At 65.3% G+C, this 25,741-nt stretch carries 26 protein-coding genes; 10 read left to right on the top strand and 16 right to left on the bottom strand.

Annotated elements, in window-relative coordinates; genetic code table 11:
• On the bottom strand, window positions 1–596 hold a 596-nt coding region (locus AC1DN0_RS32855), incomplete at its 3' end, for a TorF family putative porin (RefSeq protein ID WP_477104541.1).
• A 549-nt stretch (window positions 597–1,145) separates the two neighbouring features.
• On the opposite strand from AC1DN0_RS32855, the gene AC1DN0_RS32850 reads away from it, so the two are divergent.
• From AC1DN0_RS32850 to AC1DN0_RS32830, 5 genes are all read left to right on the top strand, one after another.
• Complete coding sequence (locus AC1DN0_RS32850) at window positions 1,146–2,267, top strand: Re/Si-specific NAD(P)(+) transhydrogenase subunit alpha (RefSeq protein WP_477146311.1); 1,122 nt, start codon at window positions 1,146–1,148, stop codon at window positions 2,265–2,267.
• Window positions 2,268–2,466: 199 nt separating this feature from the next.
• Entirely contained in the window at window positions 2,467–2,829 is a 363-nt protein-coding gene (gene panD / locus AC1DN0_RS32845; RefSeq protein WP_276288797.1) for an aspartate 1-decarboxylase, read from the top strand.
• A 230-nt stretch (window positions 2,830–3,059) separates the two neighbouring features.
• Window positions 3,060–3,392 (top strand): NAD(P) transhydrogenase subunit alpha part 2, encoded by a 333-nt coding sequence (locus AC1DN0_RS32840; protein ID WP_045240719.1) that lies wholly within the window; start codon window positions 3,060–3,062, stop codon window positions 3,390–3,392.
• A 2-nt stretch (window positions 3,393–3,394) separates the two neighbouring features.
• On the top strand, window positions 3,395–4,849 hold the full coding sequence (locus tag AC1DN0_RS32835; protein WP_276288801.1) for an NAD(P)(+) transhydrogenase (Re/Si-specific) subunit beta: 1,455 nt from the start codon (window positions 3,395–3,397) through the stop codon (window positions 4,847–4,849).
• A gap of 295 nt (window positions 4,850–5,144) precedes the next feature.
• A complete protein-coding gene (locus tag AC1DN0_RS32830) occupies window positions 5,145–6,191 on the top strand; it encodes a response regulator (RefSeq protein WP_428180365.1) in 1,047 nt (348 codons plus the stop codon).
• A gap of 51 nt (window positions 6,192–6,242) precedes the next feature.
• Here AC1DN0_RS32830 and AC1DN0_RS32825 read toward each other — a convergent pair whose 3' ends face one another.
• The 9 genes from AC1DN0_RS32825 to AC1DN0_RS32785 form a co-directional block, all read right to left on the bottom strand.
• Window positions 6,243–7,517, bottom strand: coding sequence for a THUMP domain-containing class I SAM-dependent RNA methyltransferase (locus tag AC1DN0_RS32825; protein ID WP_477104540.1), 1,275 nt, complete (start codon window positions 7,515–7,517; stop codon window positions 6,243–6,245).
• Between the two features lie 80 nt (window positions 7,518–7,597).
• Entirely contained in the window at window positions 7,598–8,203 is a 606-nt protein-coding gene (locus tag AC1DN0_RS32820) for a 2-hydroxychromene-2-carboxylate isomerase (protein ID WP_441635136.1), read from the bottom strand.
• Between the two features lie 108 nt (window positions 8,204–8,311).
• A complete protein-coding gene (locus AC1DN0_RS32815) occupies window positions 8,312–8,734 on the bottom strand; it encodes a CopD family protein (RefSeq protein ID WP_441635125.1) in 423 nt (140 codons plus the stop codon).
• A 118-nt stretch (window positions 8,735–8,852) separates the two neighbouring features.
• The gene (locus AC1DN0_RS32810) at window positions 8,853–10,133 is read right to left on the bottom strand and encodes a glutamate-5-semialdehyde dehydrogenase (RefSeq protein ID WP_441635123.1); all 1,281 of its coding nucleotides are present in this window, start codon (window positions 10,131–10,133) and stop codon (window positions 8,853–8,855) included.
• A 110-nt stretch (window positions 10,134–10,243) separates the two neighbouring features.
• A complete protein-coding gene (holA, locus tag AC1DN0_RS32805; RefSeq protein ID WP_441635121.1) occupies window positions 10,244–11,284 on the bottom strand; it encodes a DNA polymerase III subunit delta in 1,041 nt (346 codons plus the stop codon).
• A gap of 62 nt (window positions 11,285–11,346) precedes the next feature.
• A complete protein-coding gene (locus AC1DN0_RS32800; RefSeq protein WP_477104539.1) occupies window positions 11,347–11,868 on the bottom strand; it encodes an LPS-assembly lipoprotein LptE in 522 nt (173 codons plus the stop codon).
• 35 nt (window positions 11,869–11,903) lie between these two features.
• Entirely contained in the window at window positions 11,904–14,528 is a 2,625-nt protein-coding gene (leuS, locus tag AC1DN0_RS32795) for a leucine--tRNA ligase (protein WP_441635117.1), read from the bottom strand.
• A gap of 145 nt (window positions 14,529–14,673) precedes the next feature.
• Window positions 14,674–15,471, bottom strand: coding sequence for a 4-hydroxy-tetrahydrodipicolinate reductase (gene dapB, locus AC1DN0_RS32790; RefSeq protein ID WP_441635115.1), 798 nt, complete (start codon window positions 15,469–15,471; stop codon window positions 14,674–14,676).
• A 63-nt stretch (window positions 15,472–15,534) separates the two neighbouring features.
• Complete coding sequence (locus tag AC1DN0_RS32785; protein WP_441635113.1) at window positions 15,535–16,167, bottom strand: outer membrane protein assembly factor BamE; 633 nt, start codon at window positions 16,165–16,167, stop codon at window positions 15,535–15,537.
• A gap of 199 nt (window positions 16,168–16,366) precedes the next feature.
• Between AC1DN0_RS32785 and fur the strand changes: the two genes are divergently transcribed.
• On the top strand, window positions 16,367–16,798 hold the full coding sequence (gene fur / locus AC1DN0_RS32780) for a ferric iron uptake transcriptional regulator (protein ID WP_045240729.1): 432 nt from the start codon (window positions 16,367–16,369) through the stop codon (window positions 16,796–16,798).
• Window positions 16,799–16,863: 65 nt separating this feature from the next.
• Here the strand turns inward: fur and AC1DN0_RS32775 are convergent, their stop codons facing one another.
• The 3 genes from AC1DN0_RS32775 to tkt form a co-directional block, all read right to left on the bottom strand.
• Entirely contained in the window at window positions 16,864–17,853 is a 990-nt protein-coding gene (locus tag AC1DN0_RS32775) for a LysR family transcriptional regulator (RefSeq protein ID WP_045240730.1), read from the bottom strand.
• Window positions 17,854–18,089: 236 nt separating this feature from the next.
• Window positions 18,090–19,088, bottom strand: a complete 999-nt coding sequence (gene gap, locus AC1DN0_RS32770; protein WP_045240731.1) for a type I glyceraldehyde-3-phosphate dehydrogenase — start codon at window positions 19,086–19,088, stop codon at window positions 18,090–18,092.
• A gap of 97 nt (window positions 19,089–19,185) precedes the next feature.
• Entirely contained in the window at window positions 19,186–21,222 is a 2,037-nt protein-coding gene (gene tkt, locus AC1DN0_RS32765; RefSeq protein ID WP_477146310.1) for a transketolase, read from the bottom strand.
• Here tkt and AC1DN0_RS32760 point away from each other — a divergent pair.
• From AC1DN0_RS32760 to AC1DN0_RS32745, 4 genes are all read left to right on the top strand, one after another.
• On the top strand, window positions 21,221–22,189 hold the full coding sequence (locus AC1DN0_RS32760) for a spermine/spermidine synthase domain-containing protein (RefSeq protein WP_441635106.1): 969 nt from the start codon (window positions 21,221–21,223) through the stop codon (window positions 22,187–22,189). The two genes, tkt and AC1DN0_RS32760, sit on opposite strands and share 2 nt — an antisense overlap.
• Window positions 22,190–22,261: 72 nt before the next feature.
• Window positions 22,262–22,702 (top strand): VOC family protein, encoded by a 441-nt coding sequence (locus AC1DN0_RS32755; RefSeq protein WP_441635104.1) that lies wholly within the window; start codon window positions 22,262–22,264, stop codon window positions 22,700–22,702.
• Window positions 22,702–23,457, top strand: a complete 756-nt coding sequence (locus tag AC1DN0_RS32750; RefSeq protein WP_441635102.1) for a 16S rRNA (uracil(1498)-N(3))-methyltransferase — start codon at window positions 22,702–22,704, stop codon at window positions 23,455–23,457. Before AC1DN0_RS32755 ends, AC1DN0_RS32750 begins: the two co-directional genes overlap by 1 nt.
• 52 nt (window positions 23,458–23,509) lie before the next feature.
• Window positions 23,510–24,139 carry a YidB family protein gene (locus tag AC1DN0_RS32745; RefSeq protein ID WP_441635100.1) on the top strand — a complete coding sequence of 210 codons (630 nt, stop codon included), beginning with the start codon at window positions 23,510–23,512 and terminating at the stop codon, window positions 24,137–24,139.
• 81 nt (window positions 24,140–24,220) lie between these two features.
• On the opposite strand, the gene AC1DN0_RS32740 is transcribed toward AC1DN0_RS32745, so the two are convergent.
• The 3 genes from AC1DN0_RS32740 to AC1DN0_RS32730 form a co-directional block, all read right to left on the bottom strand.
• The gene (locus AC1DN0_RS32740; RefSeq protein WP_045240736.1) at window positions 24,221–24,820 is read right to left on the bottom strand and encodes a barstar family protein; all 600 of its coding nucleotides are present in this window, start codon (window positions 24,818–24,820) and stop codon (window positions 24,221–24,223) included.
• Window positions 24,817–25,161 carry a ribonuclease gene (locus tag AC1DN0_RS32735; RefSeq protein WP_441635134.1) on the bottom strand — a complete coding sequence of 115 codons (345 nt, stop codon included), beginning with the start codon at window positions 25,159–25,161 and terminating at the stop codon, window positions 24,817–24,819. The genes AC1DN0_RS32740 and AC1DN0_RS32735 overlap by 4 nt, the downstream gene beginning before the upstream one ends.
• A 406-nt stretch (window positions 25,162–25,567) precedes the next feature.
• On the bottom strand, window positions 25,568–25,741 hold a 174-nt coding region (locus tag AC1DN0_RS32730), incomplete at its 5' end, for a phosphate acyltransferase (RefSeq protein WP_477112007.1).

Raw genomic sequence — 25,741 nt, 5'->3', positions numbered from 1 at the left:
AGGTCCCAGAAATTCAGCGGCACATTGGCCGACAGGTCGGCGTAGTAGCTGTACTTGCTGTCGGCGAATCCGAACAGGTTGGTCAGCGCCTGCGAATACTTGAAGAACACAGGACCGTAGCCGGCGCCGACATACACTTCCGTGGTGTAAGGGCGCGTAAAGCCGCTCGGGTAGTCGCCCGGGTAGTAGTACTGCAGCACGCCGACGTCGTAGTTCCACTCCAGGCCGCCCAGCGTCACCGTGTTCTTGAAGCCGCCGTACAAGTCAATTTCAATCGGCGCCGAGACTTCCGGATTGCTGTCGCCCAGCCAGCTGATGCTCGAGTTCCAGTTGCCCAGGTAGAAGCCGCTCGAATGCGTGTAGTCGAACCCGCCCTGGATGGCCGGACGGCGGTTGGTCTGCATCAGGCCGCGGTAGCGATACTCGCTGGCCAGCGTCACGTTGGCGGTGAAAGCGTGCGGCGAGACTTCGGCAGCCGCCGCACCCGGCGCGCTCTGGGCAAATGCGGGGGCAGCCAGCAAGAGCGCGGCGCCGGAAAGGGAAACAGCAAGGGAAACGGCGCAGGCACGTGAAGCGCCAAGGCGAAAGGCAGTCATGGATAACTTGTCTGAAAGGTAAGACATCAATCGGTGGAAATCAGCGAACGCTCGCGCCGGCGATGGCCGCGCGACGACCGGAACAGTACGGGGTCGCGTCTCAAATCGGTGTCAAGAAAGCAGCAGTGCGCCAAGGGATGACGTAAAAATCCACGCGAGGCCGCCGGCGCGCGCGGACAACACGCAGCCAGGGACAGCAATGGCCGCGGCGCGGGCCCTGGGGACGCCGGTCATGCACCGCTCCGATAGCCGCCATGCGTTGGCCGTGCTGTTGCGCAAAAGCCGACCGGCCAGTCACCACGAAGCGTCAGATTCCTGTAAGCTGCGAAAAAATTGTGCGCTGCGTTCGGCCCTGGCCGTCCGCATGACAGGACACAAGGGCCGAGGACGTCAGCCCGCTAAAGCAGATCAGCGGCATTGTCAGAATGAAATGAATCGGTTCTGGTCAGGCGCGTTGCCTTGCCGTACACGTCGTACGACAAGTCTCGCCGCATCGCCAGAATCATTTTGACAGCGCCTCAAAGACGCCAGCAAAAGGAGAAATTGACGATGCACATCGGCATCCCRCAGGAGACGCGGGCAGGTGAGACTCGTGTCGCCRCCACCCCGGAGACGGTCAAGAAATACGTGACCCAGGGCCATCAGGTCATTGTCCAGTCGGGAGCCGGCGTGCGTGCCAGCCAGCCGGACTCGGCCTATGAGGCGGTCGGCGCCACCATTGGCACCGCGGCCCAGGCACTCGGCGCGCAACTGGTGCTCAAGGTCCGCGCCCCCGACGATGCCGAGCTCGCGCTGATGAAGCCCGGCGCCGCGCTGATCGGCATGCTCAATCCCTTCGACGCAGAGAACAATGCACGCATGGCGCGCGCCTCGCTGACGGCCTTCGCGCTGGAAGCCGCGCCGCGCACGACGCGCGCGCAGAGCATGGACGTGCTCTCCTCCCAGGCCAATATTGCCGGCTACAAGGCCGTGCTGGTCGCCGCCCACCACTACCAGCGCTTCATGCCGATGCTGATGACCGCCGCCGGCACCGTCAAGGCGGCGCGCGTGCTGATCCTCGGCGCCGGCGTGGCCGGCCTGCAGGCCATCGCCACCGCGAAGCGGCTGGGCGCGGTCATCGAAGCCTCCGACGTGCGTCCCGCCGTCAAGGAGCAGATCGAATCGCTGGGCGCCAAATTCCTCGATGTGCCCTTCGTCACCGACGAAGAGCGCGAGATCGCGCAGGGCGTGGGCGGCTATGCCCGCCCCATGCCGCCCGACTGGATGCGGCGCCAGGCCGAACTGGTGCACGAGCGCGCCAAGGCCGCCGACATCGTCATCACTACCGCGCTGATCCCGGGCCGCCAGGCGCCGGTGCTGCTCAAGGAAGAGACGGTGCAGGCGATGAAGCCGGGCTCGGTGGTGGTCGACCTCGCCGCGGCGCAGGGCGGCAACTGCCCGCTGACGGTGGCCGACGAGGTGGTGGAGCGCCACGGCGTCACGCTGATCGGCCACACCAACCTGGCCAGCATGGTGGCGGCCGACGCATCGGCGCTCTATGCACGCAACGTGCTCGACTTCCTCAAGCTTGTCATCGACAAGGAAGGCCAGTTCACGCTGAACCTGGAGGACGATATCGTCGCCGCCTGCCTGATGTGCAAGGATGGCCAGGTGGTCCGCGGCGCATCCTGAAGCGACAGCGGGCCCGCCGCGGCCCGGTCGCTTTAGAATGGTGCCAGGCGGTTCCGGCCAGGTGCACGGTAGCGCGCCTGCTGCTATCGGCCGGTACGGCCGGCACCCAGCCCCGGAACCATTCCAAGTGGCCCGTCAGGACTCAATTCCAAGGGCTTTCCTGCAAGCTCATCCAGCATCAACCAAGGACGTATCACCCATGCAACGCATCATGCTCCGCGCCAAGCTCCATCGTGTCACCGTGACACAGGCGGACCTCCACTACGAGGGATCATGCGGCATCGACGAGAATCTGCTCGAAGCGGCCGACATGAAGGAGTTCGAGAAAATCGAGCTGTACAACGTCAACAATGGCGAGCGTTTCTCCACCTACATCATCAAGGGCGTCCGCGGCAGCGGCGAGATCTCGCTCAACGGTGCGGCCGCGCGGCGCGCGCACCTGGGCGACCATCTCATCATCTGCACCTACGCGCCGATGAGCGACGAAGAGATCGCCACCTACAAGCCGAAGATCATCCTGGTGGACGACAACAACGCCATCAAGGAAATCAAGAAGGTGTAAGCGGATGAGGACATCGCGCCGGGAGCCAACGCCGGTGCGATGCCCGCATCCGGCATGCCATTTACTGATTCAGCCGTACCGTCGCCCCTGGGCTGAAGGTACCCGGGCGAAAGACGACAACGCGGCACCAGGCGGGGCATCGATGCAATAGGCGCTCACAGGCGCCTGGCCAGGCAAAAGAACACGGGATAACCGCGCAGCAAGGCATTCAAGCAACGGAGGAGAAGTCGATGGAAATGGTGAACCACACGGTGATCAACCTGATCATCTTCGTGCTGGCGATCTACGTGGGGTACCACGTGGTCTGGACGGTCACGCCCGCCCTGCACACCCCGCTGATGGCCGTGACCAATGCAATCTCGGCCATCATCATCGTCGGCGCCATGCTGGCGGCCGGCCTGACCGAGGGCCCGGTGGGCCGCACCATGGGCACGCTGGCGGTGGCGCTCGCCGCGGTCAATGTGTTCGGCGGCTTCCTGGTGACGCAGCGCATGCTGGAGATGTTCAAGAAGAAAGAACCCAAGGCCAAGGCCGGCAAGGGCCATGAGGAGGGCGCCAAGTGAGCATGAACCTCGTCACCCTGCTCTACCTGCTGGCCTCGGTGTGTTTCATCCAGGCGCTCAAGGGCCTCTCGCATCCCAGTTCCGCGCGGCGCGGCAATGCCTTCGGCATGATCGGCATGGCCATCGCCGCAGTGACCACGCTGGTGCTGATCGCCAAGCTCAAGAGCGAGTTCCTGGCCATCGGCGCGGGCCAGTCGTCGGTCGCCGAAGGCATGGCGCTGATCTTCGGTGCGCTGGTGGTTGGCGGCGGCATCGGCGCCTACGTGGCAAGAAAGGTCGAGATGACCAAGATGCCTGAACTGGTGGCCGCCATGCACTCGCTGATCGGTATGGCCGCGGTCTGCATCGCGGTGGCCGTGGTGGCCGAGCCGTCGGCATTCAGCATCACGCCGCCGGGCTCGCACGATATCCCGTTTGGCAACCGCATCGAGCTGTTCATCGGCTGCTTTGTCGGCGCCATCACCTTCTCCGGGTCGGTGATCGCCTTCGGCAAGTTGTCGGGCAAGTACAAGTTCCGCCTGTTCCAGGGTGCGCCGGTGTCCTTCGCCGGGCAGCATCTGCTGAACCTGCTGCTGGCGGTGGCCATGATCGGCTTCGGCATCATCTTCTGCCTGTCGCAAGACTGGCTGCCCTTCCTGCTGATGCTGGCGATCGCCTTCGTGCTGGGCGTGCTGATCATCATCCCGATCGGCGGCGCCGACATGCCGGTGGTGGTGTCGATGCTGAACTCGTACTCGGGCTGGGCGGCCGCCGGTATCGGCTTCTCGCTCAACAACCCGATGCTGATCATTGCCGGCTCGCTGGTGGGCTCCTCCGGTGCCATCCTCTCGTACATCATGTGCAAGGCGATGAATCGCTCGTTCTTCAACGTGCTGCTCGGCGGCTTTGGCGGGGCGCCCGCGGCGGCCGCTGCCGGCGGCCAGGCGCAGCGCAACGTGAAGTCCGGGTCGGCCGACGACGCGGCCTTCCTGATGGGCAATGCCGAGACCGTGATCATCGTGCCGGGCTACGGCCTGGCGGTGGCGCGCGCGCAGCATGCGCTCAAGGAACTCACCGAGAAGCTGGTCGAGAAGGGTGTGACGGTAAAGTACGCCATCCATCCCGTGGCCGGCCGCATGCCGGGCCATATGAACGTGCTGCTGGCCGAGGCCGAAGTCCCTTACGACCAGGTCTTCGAAATGGAAGACATCAACAGCGAGTTCGGCCAGGCCGATGTGGTACTGGTGCTGGGCGCCAACGACGTGGTGAACCCGGCCGCCAAGACCGATCCCGCCTCGCCGATCGCCGGCATGCCCATCCTGGAAGCCTACAAGGCCAAGACCATCATCGTGAACAAGCGTTCGATGGCCGCGGGCTACGCGGGCCTGGACAATGAACTGTTCTACATGGACAAGACCATGATGGTGTTCGGTGACGCCAAGAAGGTCGTCGAGGACATGGGCAAGGCCATCGAGTAAGCCAGCCGCAAAGGACGGAGACGGGCCCGCGCCTGTCTCCGCCGTCACCCCGGCGCGACACAGTCGCGCTTTTTTTCTGCCCCACCGCATGCCGGTTGCATGGAAGCGCGGGCACGCTATACTGATTTCCGGTCGCCGGCCATGGCACGCACGCCGGTCATCCGAACAGGGCCAGGTGTAGTCCAGCGCGGTGGGCCGCCCCGAACCGATCCGTCCCCGGCCTTGCCGAACCGGATCCCCAGCCGCGCCAAACCATCCGCCCGCCGTGTCCGCCGACACCGGAGCCGAAAGCAACATGACATTCAACCCCCAGGACAGGAATCTGTCGGTCTTCCATCACCCGATCCTCACGGTGCTTGTCGACGACAGCAAATCGTTTATCGACAGCCTGGCGTTCCAGATGGATCCGTCGCGGCCGGTGGTCACCTTCACCGATCCGCGCGAGGCGCTGCAATGGATCCGCGATACCTACACCACACGCTTCACCGGCTTCCTGCCGGTACGGGTGACGCATGACGACCTGACCTTCCTGACCGAGCGGCGCACCGTGCAGCTCGACATCGACCGCATCTACCGGCAGATCCACGACCTCAATCGCTTTGTGCAGCCGGGCGTGATCGTGGTGGATTACTCGATGCCGCAGATGAACGGACTGGAGTTCTGCCAGGCCCTGCAGGACCTGCCGTGCAAGACCATCCTGCTGACCGGTACCGCCGACGAGGGTATCGCCGTGCAGGGTTTCAACCACGGCCTGATCGACCGCTACGTCAAGAAACACGACAGCAATATGGTGGAGCGGCTGGACCAGGAGATCGACGCGCTCCAGCAGCAGTATTTCGCCACCCTCTCGCGCACGCTGCGCGACCTGCTGACGCGCCACTCGTTTTCCTTCCTGTCGGATCCGGCGATCTGCGAGCGCGTGCGGCAGATCACCGCGCGCTACGGCTTTGTCGAGTACTACCTCTACCCCAACCCGGCCGGCATCCTGATGCTGACGGCACAGGGCCAGGCCACGCTGATGGTGATCGAGACGCGCGCCGGACTGATCAACCAGGTGGAATCCGCGGAAGCCTACGATGCACCGGCGGCCCTGATCGAAGGGCTGCGTGAGGGCCGCATCGTGCCCTTCTTCTGGCCCGGCAACGGTATGTACACCCCGGCCTGCATCGACTGGGAGCAATACTGCCTGCCGGCCGAGCACTGCGAAGGGCGCGAGGACTATTTCTACGCGCTGTTCGACCTGCCGCGCCATTTGCTGCAGGAACCGGTGGTCAGCTTCCAGGGCTTCCTGGAGGACTTCGCCCGCCACCCCGAACGCGTGACCGGACGCGCGCCACGCTAGTGAGCAAAGCGCCGCGAGACCGGAGAGGCTCGCCCTCCGGTCCCGCGCTCGTCAGGCCGAAGGCTGGGCCGGCGCGTTGCGGTTGCCGCCTCGCACCATGTCGAAACGGAACAGCCGGCATTCGATATTGCCGTTGTAGAGCGGCGTACGGCGCGATTCCTTGAGCCGCAGCCGGCGCGGCAGCGACAGGTCGCCCGTAAACACCCATGCCTGCCAGCCCGCGAAATGCTGCTTGAGCGTGGTGGCGAAGGCGCTGGCGAACTGGTTGGCGGCCTCGTCGTCGATCTCGTCAACAGGCGCTTCGTCCAGCGGCCGGCGGCGTTCTCCCCGTACCGCGATCCGCTCGCCATAGGGCGGGTTCATCAGCAGCAGGCCGGAGGCAACGAACGGCGGTTGCGCGAAACGCGCATCCACCTGCTTCAGGCGTACCTCGCCCGGCAAGCCGGCGCGTTCCCAGTTGGCCTGCGACATGGACAACATGTCGGTGGAAATATCGCTGCCCGCGATCTCCAGGGGCTCGGACGCCACGCGTTTGCGCGCCGCCTCCTCGTCGTCCCGCGCAGCCGCTTTCAATGCATTCCAGGTCTTGATGTCGGCCCCCTTGAGGCGCTCGAAGCCAAAACCGCGGGCGGCGCCGGGCGCCAGGCCCAGTGCCACCTGCGCGGCCTCCACCAGGAAGGTGCCGCTGCCGCACATCGGATCATAGAACGGGCGTTCGGTCTGGCCGGGCACCCAGCCGGCCAGGCGCAGGATGCCGGCGGCCAGGTTTTCCTTCAGCGGCGCCTCGCCTTTCTCCAGGCGCCAGCCCCGCTTGAACAGCGGATCGCCCGAAGTGTCGAGATACAGCGTGCAGTCATGCTCCGTCAGGTGGGCATAGAGCCGCACGTCGGGATTCACGGTGTCCACGCTGGGACGCTCGCCCAGGCGCTCGCGCATGGTATCGCAAACACCATCCTTGATCCGCAGCGCGATGAAGTTCAGGCTCTGCAGTGGCGAGCGATGCGAGGTAACGTCCACCCGCAGCGTCTCGTCCGGCGAAAACCACTGATCCCAGCGCTGGGCGCGCACCAGGTCGTAGATATCGTCCTCACGCCGGTAGCCCCGGTTGGCCACCCGCATCAGCACCCGGCTGGCAATGCGCGAGTGCAGGTTGACGACGTAGGCCGCAGGCATCTCGCCGGAGAAAGTGACGCCACCCGGCATTTCGCGATGGACCTGGATGGGTGCGAGCTTGGCCAGTCCGGGCCGCGCCGCGATCTCGTGCAACTCTTCGGCGAGTGCGCTCTCAAGGCCGCGCGGGCAGGAGGCAAAAAAGGCTTGGGACATGGCTTGGGAATTCCTGCAAACAAAAACGTCCGCCGTGGCGGACGGGGTCGGATAGCGCGCAGTGTACCGCGCCCGGGACTTCAGGTCGCCGCGAGCGCGCGATCGAGGAAGTCGAGACGGTCCTGGCCCCAGTAGGGCTGGCCCTCATAAACGTACCACGGCGCGCCGAACGCGCCAGCGGAAATCGCATCCTGCGTGTGCTGTGTATATGCGGCCTGCACTGCCTGGGCATCGCTCGCCTTGAGCAGCGCCGCGCCATCCAGCCCGATGCCGTCGGCCAGCTGAGCCAGCGTGGCGGCATCGGCGATATTGCGTTGCTCGGCCCACAGCGCGCGGCCGATGACGCCAACCAGTTCCATCGCGCGGGTGGTGCCGTGCGCCAGTTGCACGGCGATCAGCAGCTTGCTGGCGGCATCGCCGGAGACCGGGAAAAAGGCCGGCTGCGGGTTGAGCGGCACGCCCAGGAATTCGCTCCAGCGGGCCAGTTCGATCAGGCGGTAGGCCTGGCGCTGCGGCGGCCGCTGCGCCAGCGGCAAGCCGCCCGAGACGGAGAACACGCGGCCCAGGTCGCAGGGCTTGAGATTGACCTGCGCGCCATGCCTGGCCGCGATTGCGGCAAAGCGCTCGTGGCCAAGGTAGACGAAAGGCGATTGCGGGGTGAGGTAGTAGTCGACCTGCTTGCTCATCATGTCCTCTGGACGGGGTGTGGGGCGAGACAACGGCGCCTGGAACGAGGGGGAATACGAAGTGGATACGATACGGGAAAAACGCCGGAACCTGCCGGACGGCGCCCGTCAGAACGGCTTGACCACCACCAGGATCACCACCGCCAGCAAGACCAGCACCGGCAACTCATTGAACCAGCGATAGAAGGTATGCGAACGCGTATTGCGGCCGCCTTCGAACTTCTTCAGCAACACGCCGCAGCCATGGTGATAGCCGATCAGCACCAGCACCAGCGCCAGCTTGGCATGCATCCAGCCCTGGCCCGGACCGCGCCCGATGCCGTAGCCGACATATAGCCACAGCCCGAACACCAGCGCGGGCACCGCCAGCATGGTCATGAAACGGTAGAGCTTGCGTGCCATCAGCAGGAGGCGCTGCACGCCGGCAGGCTCGCGCTCCATGGCGAGATTGACGAAGATGCGGGGCAGGTAGAACAAGCCGGCGAACCAGGAAACGACGAAGACGATGTGCAGCGCTTTGACCCAGAGCATCAGGCGTTCTTTTGTGGTTGGGTTCCCGCGGGAACGGTGGGGATGCGAAACGGAAGCCGCCGGCGATCGCCGGCGGCGGGCCAGGACCAGCCGCATGGCCAGCCCTGCCCTTGCCCGCTCAGGTACGGATCTCGCCGTGCCCGAACACCACGTATTTCAGCGAGGTCAGGCCTTCCAGCCCAACCGGGCCGCGCGCGTGCAGCTTGTCGTTGGAGATGCCGATCTCGGCGCCCAGGCCGTATTCGAAGCCATCGGCAAAGCGGGTCGATGCATTGATCATCACGCTGGCCGAGTCGACCTCGCGCAGGAACCGCATGCCGGCGCTGTAGTTCTCGGTGACGATGGAATCGGTGTGCGCCGAGCCGTAGGTATTGATGTGCGCAATCGCCTCATCGAGCCCCGCCACGGTGCGGATCGCCAGCACGGGGGCCAGGTATTCCAGGCGCCAGTCTTCCTCGGTGGCATCGGCCAGGCCGGTGAAGCCGGCGGTTTCCAGCGTGGCGCGGGTGGCGGCGCAGACGCGCAGCTCCACGCCTTTTTCCTGGTAGATGCGGCACAGCGGCGGCAGCACCGCGGCCGCGATGTCGCGCGCGACCAGCAGCGTCTCCATGGTATTGCACGGTGCGTAGCGCTGGGTCTTGGCGTTGTCGCAGATGCGCACCGCCTTTTCCAGGTCGGCGGCGGTATCAATGAAGACGTGGCAGATACCGTCCAGATGCTTGATCATCGGCACCCGGGCTTCTTCCATCAGCCGTGCGATCAGGCTCTTGCCGCCACGCGGCACGATCACGTCGACGTATTCGGTCATGGTGATGAGCCGGCCCACGGCGGCGCGGTCGGTGGTCGAGATCACCTGCACCGCTTCGGGCGGCAGGCCGGCGGCGGCCAGGCCCTCGGCCACCAGGGCGGCCAGCGCGGTGTTGGAGTCGATGGCTTCGGAACCGCCGCGCAGGATAGTGGCGTTGCCCGACTTCAGGCAGAGCGCGGCGGCATCGATGGTCACGTTGGGCCGCGACTCGTAGATGATGCCGATCACGCCCAGCGGCACGCGCATCTGTCCCACCTGGATGCCGGTGGGGCGGAATTTCATATTGCTGATCTCGCCGATCGGGTCCGCCAGCGCGGCGATCTGCTCGAGGCCGGCGGCCATGGTGTCGATGGCCTTGTCAGACAGCGTCAGGCGGTCGATGAAGGCAGCGTCCTGGCCGTTGGCGCGGGCACGCTCGACATCGCCGGCATTCACCGTCTTCAGGTGGGCGGCGTCGCGACGGATGGCCGCGGCGATGGTCAGCAGCGCGCGATTCTTGTCGGCGGTGGAGGCGCGCGCCATGGCGCGCGAGGCGGCGCGGGCCTGCTGGCCAACGCGGTCCATGTACTGCGTGAGATCGAGCTCGTTCATATTCCTGGCCAGGCGATCCGGCCCTCAATGCTTGGTTTCTTGTCGGCAACGGCTGGCAAAATCCTGCAATGCAGGCAGATGCGAACCGTCGCGCGCTGCTGCGCCGCCGCTTACCTGGCGATGGTGAGTGCCAGTTGCAGCAGGCCATCCCAGGGTTCGGCCGGCATGCCTTCGGCGCGCAGGCCCTTGACCTGCCGGTCCAGTTTGGCGGCCATCCCCAGTGCGGATTCGAGTTGCGCCAGCGAGAGGCGCTGCGCGGCCTGCGGTACCAGCTTCTCGCGCACGCCCCAGACACGCAGTTCGCGCATCAGGACGCCGCTCGGCTTGCCTGCCGCCAACCCTTGCCGGACCTTGGATAATACGCGAATTTCCTCGGTCAGCGCCCACAGCACCAGCACCGTGGCCTCGCCCTCGCCGCGCAGCCCTTCCAGCATGCGCACCAGCCGCGGCACGTCGCCGCCGAGCATGGCTTCGGAGAGCTTGAAGACGTCGTAGCGGGCCACATTGAGCACCGCATCGTGCACCTGCTCGAAGGTCAGCGAGCCGGCGGGATAGAGCAAGCCAAGCTTCTGGATTTCCTGGTGGGCGGCCAGCAGGTTGCCTTCGACCTTGTCGGCGATGAACTGCAGCGCCCTGCGCCCCGGCTCGCCGGGCTCAACGCGCTGCTGCTGCAGCGCGAGCCGCTCGCCGACCCAGGCCGGCAGCCGGCTGCGGTCGATGGAGTCGACCTTGATTGACACCCCGGCGGCGTCCAGCGCCTGGAACCAGGCCGATTTCGCCGTAGCGAAATCCAGCCGCGGCAGCGTGATCAGCATGACCACGTCCGGCGAGGGATGAGCGGCCACGGCGCGCAGCGCCTCGCCACCGTCCTTGCCGGGCTTGCCGGAGGGAATCCGCAATTCGACGATCTTGCGGTCGCCGAACAGCGACATCGATTGCTGCGCCTGGACCACCTGACCCCAGTTGAAGCCACGTTCGGACGACAGCACCTCGCGCTCCGTGAAGCCGGACTCGCGCGCCGCCTGGCGCAGGCGGTCGACCGCCTCCAGCACCAGCAGGTGCTCGTCGCCGTGCACCACGTAGAGCGGCGCCAGGCCGCGTCCCTTGGCCGTGCGCAGGTGCGCTTCGAGTCCGTCGAGCTTGAGCTGCATGCGGTGCGCTTGTTCCTCTGTCCTTGCCGTGTCGGGTTCTCTGGGCGGCGCTTGCGCGCGGCTCAGATCGTCTTGACCGCGCTCAGCCGGCGAATCAGCTGCTGCACGATATCGCGCTGCATATCGCGGTAGAGCTGCTGCTCTTCGTAATCCTTGGCCAGCGCGTTAGCTTCGTTGTAGGTCAGGTCACGCGTGAGCACCAGTTGCGAAGGCGCGATCAGCTCCTGGCCCCCAGCATCGCGCAAGCGGAAGGTGAAGCGCTGCGTCAGGCGGTATTCGCGCACCACGCCGGCAGTGGTGATCGACAACACGGTCTTGGTACGCGTGTCCTGCAGCACATCGAGCAAGGCATCCGCGTCTTTCGGATCAGACACGATCTGCGTGTCCGAGCCGTTGCGGATGGCGCGGCGCAGATCGGAGCCCATCAGCGTATTGGCCGGAATGCTCAGGTAAAGCCGCTTGAAAGCAAAATCCGCATTGCCGCGCATGTGAAAGCCGCAGCCGCCCAGCAGGCTGGCCGCCAGCAGCGCGGCCAGGACCTTGCGGCGGCCCTGCCTCGGTCGATCCAGCTTCTGTCCATCCATATGGGCAGCTCCCTTGTAGGCTTGGTCAGCGCTCTTTAAAGCACCACGTTGACGAGGCGGCCCGGGACCACCACGATCTTCTTCGGCGCAGCGTCGTTGGCGAACTTGGCAACGATCTCGCTGGCGGCGGCCATGGCCTCGATGGCGGCACGATCGGCATCCGCCGGCACCGTCAGGCTGCCGCGCACCTTGCCGTTGACCTGCAGCACCAGTTCGAGCTCGCTGCGCACCAGCGCGGCTTCATCGACCTGCGGCCAGGCGGCGTCGAGCAGGTCGCCGTACTGCGTGGCGTAGCCGAGCTCCTGCCACAGCCCGTGGGTCACGTGCGGCACCACCGGGTACAGTACGCGCAGCAGGATGCCGAAGCATTCGCGGCGCGCGGCCGGGGAAGCCTGCTTGGCGTCCTCCAGCGCGTTGAGCATCTTCATGGTGGCGGACACCACGGTGTTGTACTGGATGCGCTGGTAGTCGTAGTTGGCCTGCTTGAGCACGCCGTGGATCTCGCGGCGCAGCGCGCCATCGGCGTCGCCCGACGTCGCGGCATTGCCGGCCGCGGCAATCGCCCCGGCATTGGCATAGCCGTAGTTCCACACGCGGCGCAGGAAGCGCGAAGCGCCTTCCACGCCCGAGCCGCTCCACTCGAGCTGCTGCTCGGGCGGCGCGGCGAACATGACGAACAGGCGCGCGGTGTCGGCGCCGTACTGGTCGATCAGCGCCTGCGGGTCGATGCCGTTGTTCTTGGACTTCGACATTTTCTCGACACCGCCGATCACCACCGGCTGGCCGTCGGCCTTGAGGACGGCGCCCAGCGGGCGGCCGCGCTCATCGGTGCTGACCTCGACCTCGGCCGGGTTGTACCAGGTCTTCTTGCCGGCCGCGTCTTCGCGGTAGTACGTGTCATTGAGCACCATGCCCTGCGTGAGCAGGTTGGTGAACGGCTCATTGAACGTGACCAGGCCCATGTCGCGCATGACCTTGGTCCAGAAGCGGGCGTACAGCAGGTGGAGGATCGCGTGTTCGATGCCGCCGATGTACTGGTCCATCGGCATCCAGTAGTCGTTGCGGCCGTCGACCATGGTGGCCGCATCCGGGCAGGTATAGCGCATGTAATACCAGCACGAATCGATGAAGGTATCCATGGTGTCGGTCTCGCGACGCGCCGGCTTGCCGCACGACGGGCAGGTGCACGCGAGGAAACGCGGATCCTTGGCCAGCGGGTTGCCGGTGCCGTCCGGCACCAGGTCTTCGGGCAGCACCACCGGCAGGTCCTGCTCGGGCACCGGCACCACGCCGCAGTCCTCGCAATGGATCAGCGGGATCGGCGTGCCCCAGTAACGCTGGCGCGAGATGCCCCAGTCGCGCAGGCGCCAGGTGATCTTCTTCTCGCCCAGGCCCTTGGCGCCGAGGTCCGCGGCAATGGCTTCCACCGCCGCCTGGTAGCCGAGGCCGTCGTACTTGCCGCTATGGATACAGGTGCCGTGCTCCTTGTCGCCGTACCATTCCTGCCAGGCTTCAGTCGAGAAGGCCTGGCCCTTGACGTCGACGACTTGCCTGATCGGCAGGCCGTACTTGTTGGCGAAGGCAAAGTCGCGTTCGTCATGCGCGGGCACGCCCATCACGGCGCCGTCGCCATAGCTCATCAGCACATAGTTGCCGACCCAAACCTCGACCTGCTCGCCGGTGATGGGGTGCACCACCTTCAGGCCGGTGGGCATGCCCTTCTTTTCCATGGTCGCCATATCGGCTTCCATGACCGAGCCGTGCTTGCACTCGTCGATAAAGGCGGCCAGCTCGGGATTGGCGGCGGCGGCATGGGTGGCGAGCGGATGCTCGGCGGCGACCGCGCAGAAGGTCACGCCCATGATGGTGTCCGCGCGCGTGGTGAACACGTAGAGCTTGCCGTCGCCGATCAGCTTACCGTCATCGTCGGCGATGGCATGCGGGAAGGCGAAGCGCACGCCCACGCTCTTGCCGATCCAGTTCTGCTGCATGATCTTGACGCGCTCGGGCCAGCCCAGGCTGTCGAGATCGCCGAGCAGTTCCTCGGCGTAGTCGGTGATGCGCAGGTAGTACATCGGGATCTCGCGCTTTTCAACCAGCGCGCCCGAGCGCCAGCCGCGCCCGTCGATGACCTGCTCGTTGGCCAGCACGGTCTGGTCGACCGGATCCCAGTTCACCGTACCGGTCTTGCGATAGGCAATGCCCTTTTCCAGCATCTTGAGGAACAGCCACTGGTTCCAGCGGTAGTAGTCCGGGCTGCAGGTGGCAACCTCGCGCGACCAGTCGATGGCCAGGCCCATCGACTGCATCTGGCGCTTCATGTAGGCGATGTTGTCGTACGTCCAGGCCGCCGGCGCCACGCCGTTATTGAGCGCGGCGTTTTCCGCCGGCATGCCGAACGCATCCCAGCCCATCGGCATCAGCACGTTGTGCCCGTTCATGCGCAGGTGGCGCGCCATCACGTCGTTGATGGTGTAGTTGCGCACATGCCCCATATGCAGCTTGCCCGACGGGTACGGCAACATCGAGCACGCATAGAACTTGGGCTTCTCGCTGCCGTCGGCCAGCTTCGCCTCTTCCGATACGCGGTAGGCATCAATGGCTTGCCAGTGTTGCTGGGCGGCTTGTTCAACGGCTGAGGGAAGGTATTTGTCTTGCATATTCAGGACAACGGCAACTGCGTTGGCGTGCGAAAAGCGTGGAAAAGATAAGCGGCGGGCTGCCTTGCGGCGCCCGCCTGCGCTGGAACGGCGAAAGTGCCGATTATAACCGTCGGGGCTGACGTCGCAGGACGGACCCGGCGCCTTACTTCAGGCCCAGTACGTCCTGCATGTCGAACAGGCCGCTGGGCTTGTCGGCCAGGAAGCGCGCGGCGCGCAGCGCGCCGTCGGCATACGACTGGCGGCTGGACGACTTGTGCGTGATCTCGATGCGCTCGCCAATGCCGGCGAACATCACGGTGTGGTCGCCCACGATGTCGCCGCCGCGCACGGTGGCAAAGCCAATGGAGTTGGGATCGCGCGGGCCGGTATGGCCTTCGCGGGCAAAGACGCCGCAGGTATTCAGGTCGCGGCCCAGTGCCTTGGCCACCACCTCGCCCATCGCCAGCGCCGTGCCGGACGGCGCGTCCACCTTGTGGCGGTGGTGCGCTTCGATAACTTCGATGTCGTAGCCCGATGAAAGCAGCTTGGCGGCCACTTCCAGCAGCTTGAAGGTGGCGTTGACGCCAACGCTCATATTGGCGGCGAACACTACGCCGATACGCTTGGCAGCCTCGGCCACGGCGGCGCGGCCGGCGTCGTCAAAGCCAGTGGTGCCGATGATCATCTTCACGCCAAGGCGCGCCGCCACCGCCAGGTGCGCCAGCGTGCCCTCCGGCCGTGTGAAGTCGATCAGGCAGTCGGCACCGGCGAGGGCGGCTTCGATGTCGGCGGTAATCGTCACGCCGGTCGTGCGGCCCAGCAGCAACCCGGCATCCTGGCCCAGGGCCGGCGCGCCGGGCACATCCAGCGCACCAGACAGGGTCACGCCTTCAGTGGCGAGTACGTGTTCGATCAGCATGCGGCCCATGCGGCCGGAGGCACCTGCGATGGCGATATTCATGGCGTGTCAGCAGTCAAAAATAAGCCGGCCGCGTGGGCGGCCGGCATTGTCGGGCCAAACGGGTCAGTGGGTCGGGCTGGCAGCACCGGTCTCCGCGGCAGCCGACGATGCGGCCGCCTCGACGGACTTGCCTGCCGCCGGAGCGGTGGCGGCATCGGCTGGAGCGGCGGCTTCATTGGCCGCCGCGACGGGGGCGGCCGGGGTTGCCGCGGCATCGGAGGCCGGAGCGAGCGCATCGGTTTGCGGCTTCGGCGTCACTGCCTTGCCTGCCTGCATCGCTTTCATACCGTCGATTTCGGCGATCAGCTCGTATTCGGACGGCAACTCGTCACCGCCGAACTTGACGAGCTTGTCGCCATCGAAGAAGACCGTATAGCGACGTTGTTGCACCACCGGCGTATTGCCACGGCGGAACGAGAACACGTAGTCCCAGCGGTTGCCATGGAACACATCGGTCAGCAGCGGCGTGCCAAGCAGGAACTTGACCTGGTCGCGCGTCATGCCCTCGCGCAGCTGCGCGGCGGCTTCGCGCGAGACAAAGTTGCCTTGCACAATGTTGATACGATACGGCGTGATCGCGTTGGCGACCTTGCGCGACGTATTGTCATAGGTGGAGCACGCTGCCGTTAGCAGGGCAGCAGCCAGCACAGTAGTAACCAGCGTCGGACGCATGGCGGACGAACGGAATGAACGCATGTATCTCGCTTCTAGAAGGGAGAGAAAAGTGCCGATCCAGGCTCTAACGGGATATACCACGAGCCGGCTGCGGCGATAGAGCATCGCGAGCGCAGCCCAGGGAGGGTGGCCGCACCCCAGGTAACCGCCGGGGCGACTTTTGCCGCCAAAACCCTTATGATTCAACTATCCAGACATTGTACTCTAGGGAGTCACGCCCATGCCGAGTCCGGCGGACCTCAAAAATATCGGTCTTAAAGCGACCGTACCGCGCCTGAAGATCCTCGAGATCTTTCAGACCAGCGAGCAGCGCCACCTGAGCGCGGAAGATGTCTATCGCATCCTGCTCAACGAACAAATGGACATTGGCCTCGCTACCGTCTATCGCGTGCTGACTCAATTCGAGCAGGCGGGACTGCTGTCGCGCAACAACTTTGAATCCGGCAAAGCCATCTTCGAACTGAACGAGGGCAAGCACCACGACCACCTCGTGTGCATCGACTGCGGCCGCGTGGAGGAATTCTACGATTCCGAAATCGAGCGCCGCCAGCAAAGCATCGCCAGCGAACGCGGCTTCGCGCTGCAGGAGCACGCACTGTCGCTGTACGGCAACTGCACCAAGACTGACTGCTCGCACCGCCCGAAGCGTTAGCGCGCCGGCCACGACAACATAAAAAAACCGGCGCTCGCGCCGGTTTTTTTATTCTCAGGCCAATCTCAGGTTTCCTGCCGGTCCTGTTCGGCAACGATATGCAGGCCGCGCGCGGTGGCCGGCACGCCGACGAATTCGCCCACGACCTGGCGGAACAGCCCGCGCGCCCACACCAGCATGGGGTGGGTGTTGCGGCTGCGGTGCCAGAACATGTTCAGGCCCAGCGTGGTATTGAGCTCGGCCGGCAAGGGGAAGGCCTTGAGCCCATAGGTCTCGCAGGCCATGTCCTTGGTCAGCGCATTGACCGTGAAGATCATGTCGGTCTGCGCGGCCAACTCGGATTGCGCGCGCCAGGAATGCACCGTCAACGTTGCATTGCGCTTCAGTCCGCGCTGCTGCAGGGCGTAGTCGAGCGGGATCAGCGACGGCGCCGGGCGGCCATTGCCGCCCGAGTGCGCCATGAAGATATGCCCGCAATCGAGATACTGCTCGAGCGTGCAGGTGCCCTTGAGCACCGGATGGTTCTTGCGCGCACAAACCCAGAGGTTGAGCGAGGTAACCATCTCTTCCACGATCTCAGGATGCCGGGTCGGGAACGGCGAGAACGCCAGATCCAGCTCATTGCCGCGCATGGCGGCAACATCCGACTCCCAGGAATGCGATTCAACCAGCTTGATATGCAGTTCCGGCGCCAGTTGCTTGATGCGCAGGATGAAGCGGTTGAAGACCGTATCGCCCAGTTCGGCTGCAAAGCCGATATTCAGGGTGCCGGTGGCTACCGCGGGATCGAAGTTATCGGCGTCGCCCTCGTTGATCGAGGACCACAGATCCAGCATGTCGCGAATCTTCGGGCCCAGTTCCAGGGCTCGCGGCGTCGGCGTCAGGCCGTGCGGCACGCGGATGAAAAGAGGATCGTCAAAGATCTCGCGCAGGCGACCCAGCGAATGCGAGACCGCGGGCGCGGTCATATGCATTTTTTCCGCGACATAGGTCGCGTTTCGCTTGCTGAGCAACTCGGTAAAAATCACGAGCAGCTTGGTATCCACATTCACCATGATCTCGCCCAGGTTGGATTGGAGACTGCGAATGACTGGATCGTCACTTGCATTGGCTGCAAATCAGTATTTTCTAGCACTTTAGCAGTGTAAGAGCAAAGGCGGGAACGGAACAGGTATTCCGGGCCCGCCCTGGCTTTCCGGCCTGTGCGGATCCGCCTGCACACAGGCGGACAAAAAGCGGCATTCCGTGGAATGCCGCTTTTCTCGGCGCTAGCCAATCTGTTCCGACAAAGTTACTTGGCGACCACGCGGGCCATTTCCAGTACCTTGTTGGAATAGCCCCACTCGTTGTCGTACCAGCTCACGATCTTGACGAAGGTCGAGTCCAGCGCGATGCCGGCTTCCGCGTCGAAAATCGAGGTACGCGCATCGCCGCGGAAATCGGTGGCGACCACCTTGTCTTCGGTGTAGCCCAGCACGCCCTTGAGCGCGCCCTGGCTCTGCGCCTTCATTTCGGCGCAGATCTCGGCGTAGGTTGCGCCCTTTTCCAGCTCAACGGTCAGGTCGACCACCGACACGTCGGAGGTCGGCACGCGGAACGACATGCCGGTCAGCTTCTTGTTCAGCTCGGGGATCACCACGCCCACTGCCTTGGCGGCGCCGGTGCTCGACGGGATGATGTTTTCCAGGATGCCGCGGCCACCGCGCCAGTCCTTGTTGGACGGGCCGTCAACGGTCTTCTGCGTGGCGGTGGTGGCGTGCACGGTGGTCATCAGGCCGCGCTTGATGCCCCATTTGTCGTTCAGCACCTTGGCGACCGGCGCCAGGCAGTTGGTGGTGCAGCTGGCGTTGGAGATGATCGCCTCGCCCTTGTACGTGTCGTGGTTCACGCCGTACACGAACATCGGGGTGTCGTCCTTCGACGGGGCCGACATGATCACCTTCTTGGCGCCCGCGTCGATATGCTTCTGCGCGCCTTCCTTGGTCAGGAAGATGCCGGTGGACTCGATCACCACGTCGGCGCCGATCTCGCCCCACTTCAGTTCGGACGGGTCCTTGACGGCGGTCAGGCGGATCTTCTTGCCGTTGACGATCAGCGTGTTGCCGTCGACCGACACTTCGCCGTCGAAGCGGCCGTGCACCGAGTCGTACTTCAGCATGTAGGCCAGGTAGTCGGGCTCGAGCAGGTCATTGATGCCAACGACTTCGATTTCCTTGAAGTTGGCGGCGGCTGCGCGGAACACCATGCGCCCGATGCGGCCGAAGCCGTTGATGCCGATCTTGATGGTCATGTTTATCTCCTGAGTAGGCTAACGATCGATGGATGCGGGAAAGCGTCTGCCGGCCCGCGCGGCCAACTCGACCGCTGCTCGGGCCGGGGAATACCTGTTACTGACCGAGCGTGTCGCGCACGGTGCGCACGACGTTCTCGACCGTGAAGCCGAAGTGCTTGAACAATACGCCAGCGGGAGCCGATTCGCCGAAGGTGTCGATGCCCACCACGGCCTGGACCTGGTATTTCCACCAGAAATCCGTCACGCCGGCTTCCACCGCCACGCGCGGCACGCCTGCCGGCAGCACCGATGCCTTGTAGGCGGCATCCTGCTTGTCGAACACCGTCGTCGCCGGCACCGAGACCACGCGCACGTGCACGCCGTCGGCRGCCAGCTGSTCGGCAGCGCCCACRGCCAGGCCCACTTCSGAGCCGGTGGCGATGATCACGGCATCCGGACGGCCGGTCCTGGCATTGGTGCCGTCGCGCAGCACATAGCCGCCGCGCGCGATATTGGCGCGGGTCGCATCGTCGCGCTTCTGGAACGGCAGGTTCTGGCGGCTGAAGATCAGGCAGCTCGGCCCATTCTCGCGGCGCACGGCCTGGGCCCAGGCCACTGCGGTCTCGGTGGTGTCGGCGGTACGCCACACGTCCATGTTGGGGATCAGGCGCAGGCTGGCAACGTGTTCGATCGACTGGTGGGTCGGGCCGTCTTCGCCCAGGCCAATGGAGTCGTGGGTGAACACGAACAGCGTGCGGATCTTCATCAACGCCGCCATGCGCAGCGCGTTGCGGCTGTAGTCCGAGAAGGTCAGGAAGGTGCCGCCGTAGGGAATGTAGCCACCGTGCAGCGTGATGCCGTTCATGATGGCGCTCATGCCGAACTCGCGCACACCGTAGTTGATATGGTTGCCCCAGGCATCGGCGCGCACTGCCTTGCTGCCCGACCAGTTAGTCAGGTTGGAGCCGGTCAGGTCGGCCGAGCCGCCCAGGAATTCCGGCAGCACCGGGGCGAGCGCCTCGATGGTGTTCTGGCTGGCCTTGCGGGTGGCGATCGTTTCGGCCTTTTCCTCGCACTTGGCCAGGAATGCGTCCACGGCAGCGTCGAATGCGCCGGGCAGCTCGCCACGCATACGGCGCTGGAATTCGCCGGCTTCATACGGGAAACGCTCGGCATAGGCCTCGAACAGCGCGTTCCAGGCCTTCTCCAGCGAACCGCCGCGGGCCTTGCCATCCCATGCCGTATAGACTTCGGCCGGCAGTTCGAACGGTGCGTGGGCCCAGCCCAGCGCTTCACGCGTGGCCAGGATCTCAGCGCCGCCAAGCGGCGCACCATGCACATCGTGACCACCTTCCTTGTTGGGCGCGCCCTTGCCGATCAGGGTACGGCAGCAGATCAGGGTCGGACGATGGCTGAACTTGGCTTCGGCGATGGCTGCGTCGACGGCGGCGGCATCATGGCCGTCCACCGCGCGAATCACATTCCAGCCATAGGCTTCGAACCGCTTCGGGGTATCGTCGGCAAACCAGTGCACGACATCGCCGTCGATCGAGATGCCGTTGTCGTCCCACAGCGCGACCAGCTTGTTCAGTTTCAGCGTACCGGCCAGCGAACAGGCTTCGTGGCTGATGCCTTCCATCAGGCAGCCGTCGCCCAGGAACACATAGGTGTGGTGATTGACGATATCGAAGCCGGGACGGTTGAATTCCTCGCCCAGCAGGCGCTCTGCCAGCGCCATGCCGACTGCGTTGGTGAGGCCCTGGCCCAGCGGGCCGGTGGTGGTCTCGACGCCCGGCGTGATGGCGTATTCCGGGTGGCCGGCGGTCTTGCTGTGCATCTGGCGGAAGTTCTTCAGCTCTTCCAGCGGCAGGTCGTAGCCGGTCAGGTGAAGCAACGCATAGAGCAGCATCGAGCCGTGGCCGTTGGACAGCACGAAGCGGTCGCGATCAGCCCACTGGGGGTTGGTCGGGTTATGCTTCAGATGGCGGCCCCACAGCGCCACCGCGATATCCGCCATACCCATCGGCATGCCTGGGTGGCCTGAATTGGCCTGCTGGACGGCGTCCATGGCCAGGACGCGGATGGCGTTGGCCATGAGTTGGACGGGCTGCGAAGCGTGCGGACTGGCGGCGGGATGAGCGAGGTGAGACATGCGGCGGGAACCTGGCGGCGGGAAAAGCGCGATTTTACCAGAAGGAAAGGCCGAATCCGGGCACCCGGCGGCCCCGGCCGGCGGCCATCTGCAATGGACCGAATGGCTCTCCCCCGGCATCGGCACCACCCTGGGCCAGATTCGGCTGCTGGCGGCGGTGCGCTCGCCGTACCAGCAGATCGAGATTGGCGAGAATGCCCGCTTTGGCCGGATCTTCCGCCTCGATGGCCGCGTCATGTGCGCCGAAGCGGATGCCTTTATCCAGCATGAACTGATGGTGCACCCCATGGCCGTGGCTCATGGCGCGGCACGTTCGGCGCTGGTGGTCGGCGGCGGCGACGGCGGCTCGGCGCGTGAACTGCTGCGCCTGCCATTCATGCGCGAAGTGGTGGTGGCCGAACTCGATCCGGAGGTCGTGACGCTGGCCCGGGCCTGGCTCGATGGTATCCACCAGGGCGCCTTCGACGATCCGCGCGTGCACCTCGCCATTGGCGATGCCTTGGGCTTGATGGAAGCCTTCGGCCGTGCCGGGCGGCGGTTCGACCTGATCGTGTTCGACCTTACGGAGGCCGACGATGGCAGCCCGGCGGCGGCCCTCTTCTCCGCCCACGGCCTGCAAGCCGCCAGGCGCTGCCTGGCGCCGGGCGGCGCGCTGTCCCTGCAACTCGGCCCGCCGGAGCACCGCCCCGACCCGGTTCGCGTGCTCTGCGCAAGATTGCGCCAGTGCTTCGCCCAGGTCCAGCCCCTCAGCGCCTTTATCCCGGTGCACGGTGCATCATGGGCCATCGCGCTGGCCAGCGACGCGCTGGACGTGCGCGGCACCGGCACCGCGCTGCTCGGCGAGCGGCTGCGCGCCTGGAAACTGGAACGGACCCTGCGCTGCTACCACGCGGCGCTCCACCCGGCCTTGTTCACCCTTCCCCGCCACCTGCAAGCGCTTTTCGACAGCGCCGGCGCACCCGCGTAAGATGCTCATTCGCACCGCGAGTCTTGCCGCCGCGGCAAGCCCCGCGCGGCTTCCCGTAACCAGGAGACGATCATGACAAGACCGGCCAACACCCCCTGGCTCACGCCCTACCTGACGGTGGGCAACGGGCGCAGCGCGCTCGACTTCTACCACCGCGCCTTCGGTTTCAGCGCGGGGAACGTGGTCGACGAAAACGGTGTGCCGACCCACGCCGAGATGCACTACCGGGGAGAACTGGTGGTGATGTTCGCGCCCGAAGGCGCCTGGGGCAGTACCGCGCGTACGCCCAGCTCGCTCGGCGTCGAATGCCCGCAGACGTTCTACGTGTACTGCGACGATGTCGATGCCATGTACGCGCGCGCTGTCGCCGCCGGCGCGGTCAGCCTGATGGCGCCCGACGACCAGTTCTGGGGCGACCGCTATTGCATGGTCAAGGATCCCGACGGTTACCGTTGGGGATTCGCCAAACCGTTGGACAAGGCCGCCGGCGAAGATAAGGACGGACCCACCTGATGCCGCCGCGCTTTTTTATCGATTCCGCTCTGGCCACCGAGACCGACATGCCACTGCCCGAAGCGGTAGTGCGGCATGTCCAGGTACTGCGGCTCAACCCGGGCGACGACATCACCCTGTTCGACGGGCGCGGCGGCAGCCATGCCGCCACCCTGGTCGAGATTGGCAAGCGCCATGCGCTGGCGCGAATCCGCGACCACGATCCGTCTGAGGCCGAGCCACCCTTCCGCGTCACGCTGGCGCAAGGACTGGCCGGCGGCGACAAGATGGACTGGCTGATAGAGAAAGCCGTCGAGCTCGGCGTGGCGGCGATCCAGCCGCTGCAGGCGGCACGTTCGGTGGTCCGGCTCTCGGCAGAGCGCGCGCAGAAGCGCCACGCGCACTGGCAGGCGCTGGTCGAGGCGGCATGCGAGCAATGCGGACGCAATCGCTTGCCCGAGGTCGCACCGGTGGCTAACTTGGAATCATGGCTGGGGCTGCAGGCGAACCCGGCGGCGGCCCGGGGCGCACGGTTGCTGATCACGCCGCGCGCCTCGCAGTCGCTGGTATCGTTTGCCGCGGAGCAGCGTGGCGCGCTGCTGGACACCGGCGTGACGCTGCTGATCGGACCGGAAGGCGGACTCGCGCCGGACGAGGAAGCTGCGGCGCTGCACGCAGGTTTCACGGGCGTGTCACTCGGGCCGCGCATCTTGCGTACCGAGACTGCCGGGCTCGCTTGCCTGGCCGTGCTCAACGCGGTATTGGGCGGATTTTGACGGCATCCGGGCTATCCCGGCCCGGCGCCACACTCACCGGAAGGAGTCGATCATGGGACTACTCGATAGCGTGCTGGGCGGAGTGCTCGGGCAGCGCGGCGGCGGCGAAAGCGGCGCTGGCGGCCTGAACCCGAAGATGATGATGGCGCTCGGGCTGCTGGCCATGCTGGCGATGCGCCATAAAGGCGCCGAAGGCAGTCCCGGGGCGGAACATGATCCGGCCGATCCGGCCGCCGGCGTCGGTGGACTTGGCGGGCTTGGCGGCCTCGGTGGGTTGCTCGGCGGGCTGTTGGGTGGTGCGGGTGGCGGCGCCGCGGCTGGCGGCGCGCCTGGTGGCCTCGATCTCGGCGGATTGCTGGGCGGCCTGCTTGGAGGCCAGGGGCAGCAGGGCGCTGGCGACGCGCCCGCACTGGGCGCGGCGGCGGGCGGCATCGGCGCCTTGCAGCAGGTCCTGGCGCAGGCTGGCCTGGGCGAGCAGATCAATTCCTGGATCGGCACCGGGGCCAATCAGCCCGTCTCGCCGTCCGCGCTGGCCGGCGCCCTCGGCGGCACTGGCGCGCTGGAGAGCCTGGCCAATTCGACCGGCATGTCACAGGATGATGTAGCCGCCCACCTTAGCGAAGGTTTGCCGGAACTGATCGACAAGCTCACGCCGCAAGGCCAGATGCCGCCGGCGGCATAACACCGGCGCCGCGCCGGCAAAGCAAAAGGCCCGCTGCAAGCGGGCCTTTGTCATCCTGTTTTTCCTGTGGGCGGCGGGCGCTCAGGCGAAAGAGTAGAACACGCGGAACTGCACCTTGCGCTCGGCCCAGAACTCGGCAGCGTCGCGGAAGACATCGAGCAGGACCTCGCGCCCTTCCTTGTCGAATTTCTGCGCGATGGGCAGGCCTTCCAGCACGATCACGAAACCGGGCTGCGCGCCCGCCTTGTGGATCAGGTCGGTCAGGCAATCGGCCAGCGCATCGAAATTCTTCCCGAAATGCTTGGGAAACAGGAAATTGGTGGCGATGGTTTCCAGCACCTCTGCCTTGCTCTGGCAGTGCGCGCAGTTCGCGTAGAGGAAATGCTGGCCCAACTCCGCCGCCGCCTGTGCAAGCTCGGGCACGCGAAACGCGCGAATCGACTGGACGATGTTCGGACGCACCGTCTTGAACAGGTTCATGGCTCCCTCTTGGCTGCCGTCAGTGCCGGCTGCGGGAACGGGTGCGAGCGGCGGTTGGTGCGAGAGCTCGTTGCGAGGCATCATCAACACGTTGTCGTAAAGATTCTGGGCCTGGGTCTGGGCCCGGTGCCAGCCATCTCCGGCGCCGCGCTCTTCGCGGGCGGCAAGGGCGTCGCCCAATCCGAAAATGTCAGTCATCATTTGGCTATCCGTTTGAAACTGTTGTAGTGGTCGTCCGTGTAATAACAGTCGCTGGTGGCGCGTTGATCACCGCCACATACGATCCGCCTTGCTCCTCGATTCCGGCTGTTTGTTTTCACCGTGTATTCGCGGTAATAACCGCGCGACCTTTGCGGCAGGACGCGCTCGTAGTTGCCGAACCTCGAACCATCCTTGGCGTAGAGAAACGGGCCACCCGCTTCGATACGTTCCAACGTCAACTGTGCCTCGTTGGGCAACTGCTGTACCGCGATGGTTCCCGTGCCATCATCGATCGCCTGACGCGCCAGCACAGGCTGGGCCAACGCGCACGAAACCGCCACGCCTGCCAGCACCCGGCTTGCCACTCGCGCCAGACCGGCGGCTGAAATCCATTGTGATGCGCGCTGCGTCAAAGGAATCTGGGAACCCACGTTGCTTGTCTTGATCTGGGGGCGCCAACAAAATTGGCAAGGGATCGTTGCGCGGCTGCCACGCCACCTCAACTGCCCTTTGTGCCTGCACCCCGGACGGCCTGCGCGAATACCGGCGGCATCGTTGCGAGTAACGAGCGCCTACTTCAAAGGCATAAGGTTACGCCCATGCCAATAAATAATCAATCCCCGCCCCCCAGGCGGGTGGAAAACTTCAATTGTTTCAATGTGTTAATAGGATGTGTGCACACACTGACCACCTCGCGCGAGCGATAAAAAAGCCGGGCAAGCCCGGCTTTTCAAGACTGACAGCGGCTTAGCGCTTGGCGGCCGCGTCAACCACCACCAGCGACGTCATATTGACGATACGCCGCACCGTCGCCGACGGCGTCAGGATGTGCACCGGCGCCTTGACCCCGAGCAGGATCGGTCCGATCGCCACATTGTTGCCCGCCGCGACCTTGAGAAGGTTGTAGGCGATGTTGGCCGC

The sequence above is a fragment of the Cupriavidus sp. 05N39 genome (genome assembly GCF_056397325.1).
The sequence above is the reverse complement of the archived record's forward strand: the minus strand, read 5'-3'. Positions and strand labels throughout refer to the sequence as shown.

What these genes read in the sequence shown, in the direction of transcription:
- dapB (WP_441635115.1), bottom strand. Translation starts at nt 15,471, where the DNA reads ATGAATATCGCCATCGCAGGTGCCTCCGGCCGCATGGGCCGCATGCTG.
- AC1DN0_RS32755 (WP_441635104.1), top strand. Translation starts at nt 22,262, where the DNA reads ATGACAAGACCGGCCAACACCCCCTGGCTCACGCCCTACCTGACGGTG.
- AC1DN0_RS32840 (WP_045240719.1), top strand. Translation starts at nt 3,060, where the DNA reads ATGGAAATGGTGAACCACACGGTGATCAACCTGATCATCTTCGTGCTG.
- AC1DN0_RS32750 (WP_441635102.1), top strand. Translation starts at nt 22,702, where the DNA reads ATGCCGCCGCGCTTTTTTATCGATTCCGCTCTGGCCACCGAGACCGAC.
- AC1DN0_RS32775 (WP_045240730.1), bottom strand. Translation starts at nt 17,853, where the DNA reads ATGGTGAATGTGGATACCAAGCTGCTCGTGATTTTTACCGAGTTGCTC.
- AC1DN0_RS32810 (WP_441635123.1), bottom strand. Translation starts at nt 10,133, where the DNA reads ATGAACGAGCTCGATCTCACGCAGTACATGGACCGCGTTGGCCAGCAG.
- AC1DN0_RS32740 (WP_045240736.1), bottom strand. Translation starts at nt 24,820, where the DNA reads ATGATGACTGACATTTTCGGATTGGGCGACGCCCTTGCCGCCCGCGAA.
- panD (WP_276288797.1), top strand. Translation starts at nt 2,467, where the DNA reads ATGCAACGCATCATGCTCCGCGCCAAGCTCCATCGTGTCACCGTGACA.
- AC1DN0_RS32835 (WP_276288801.1), top strand. Translation starts at nt 3,395, where the DNA reads ATGAACCTCGTCACCCTGCTCTACCTGCTGGCCTCGGTGTGTTTCATC.
- AC1DN0_RS32760 (WP_441635106.1), top strand. Translation starts at nt 21,221, where the DNA reads ATGCGGCGGGAACCTGGCGGCGGGAAAAGCGCGATTTTACCAGAAGGA.
- AC1DN0_RS32815 (WP_441635125.1), bottom strand. Translation starts at nt 8,734, where the DNA reads ATGCTCTGGGTCAAAGCGCTGCACATCGTCTTCGTCGTTTCCTGGTTC.
- gap (WP_045240731.1), bottom strand. Translation starts at nt 19,088, where the DNA reads ATGACCATCAAGATCGGCATCAACGGCTTCGGCCGCATCGGGCGCATG.
- leuS (WP_441635117.1), bottom strand. Translation starts at nt 14,528, where the DNA reads ATGCAAGACAAATACCTTCCCTCAGCCGTTGAACAAGCCGCCCAGCAA.
- AC1DN0_RS32830 (WP_428180365.1), top strand. Translation starts at nt 5,145, where the DNA reads ATGACATTCAACCCCCAGGACAGGAATCTGTCGGTCTTCCATCACCCG.
- AC1DN0_RS32825 (WP_477104540.1), bottom strand. Translation starts at nt 7,517, where the DNA reads ATGTCCCAAGCCTTTTTTGCCTCCTGCCCGCGCGGCCTTGAGAGCGCA.
- AC1DN0_RS32745 (WP_441635100.1), top strand. Translation starts at nt 23,510, where the DNA reads ATGGGACTACTCGATAGCGTGCTGGGCGGAGTGCTCGGGCAGCGCGGC.
- AC1DN0_RS32785 (WP_441635113.1), bottom strand. Translation starts at nt 16,167, where the DNA reads ATGCGTTCATTCCGTTCGTCCGCCATGCGTCCGACGCTGGTTACTACT.
- AC1DN0_RS32800 (WP_477104539.1), bottom strand. Translation starts at nt 11,868, where the DNA reads ATGGATGGACAGAAGCTGGATCGACCGAGGCAGGGCCGCCGCAAGGTC.
- AC1DN0_RS32820 (WP_441635136.1), bottom strand. Translation starts at nt 8,203, where the DNA reads ATGAGCAAGCAGGTCGACTACTACCTCACCCCGCAATCGCCTTTCGTC.
- holA (WP_441635121.1), bottom strand. Translation starts at nt 11,284, where the DNA reads ATGCAGCTCAAGCTCGACGGACTCGAAGCGCACCTGCGCACGGCCAAG.
- fur (WP_045240729.1), top strand. Translation starts at nt 16,367, where the DNA reads ATGCCGAGTCCGGCGGACCTCAAAAATATCGGTCTTAAAGCGACCGTA.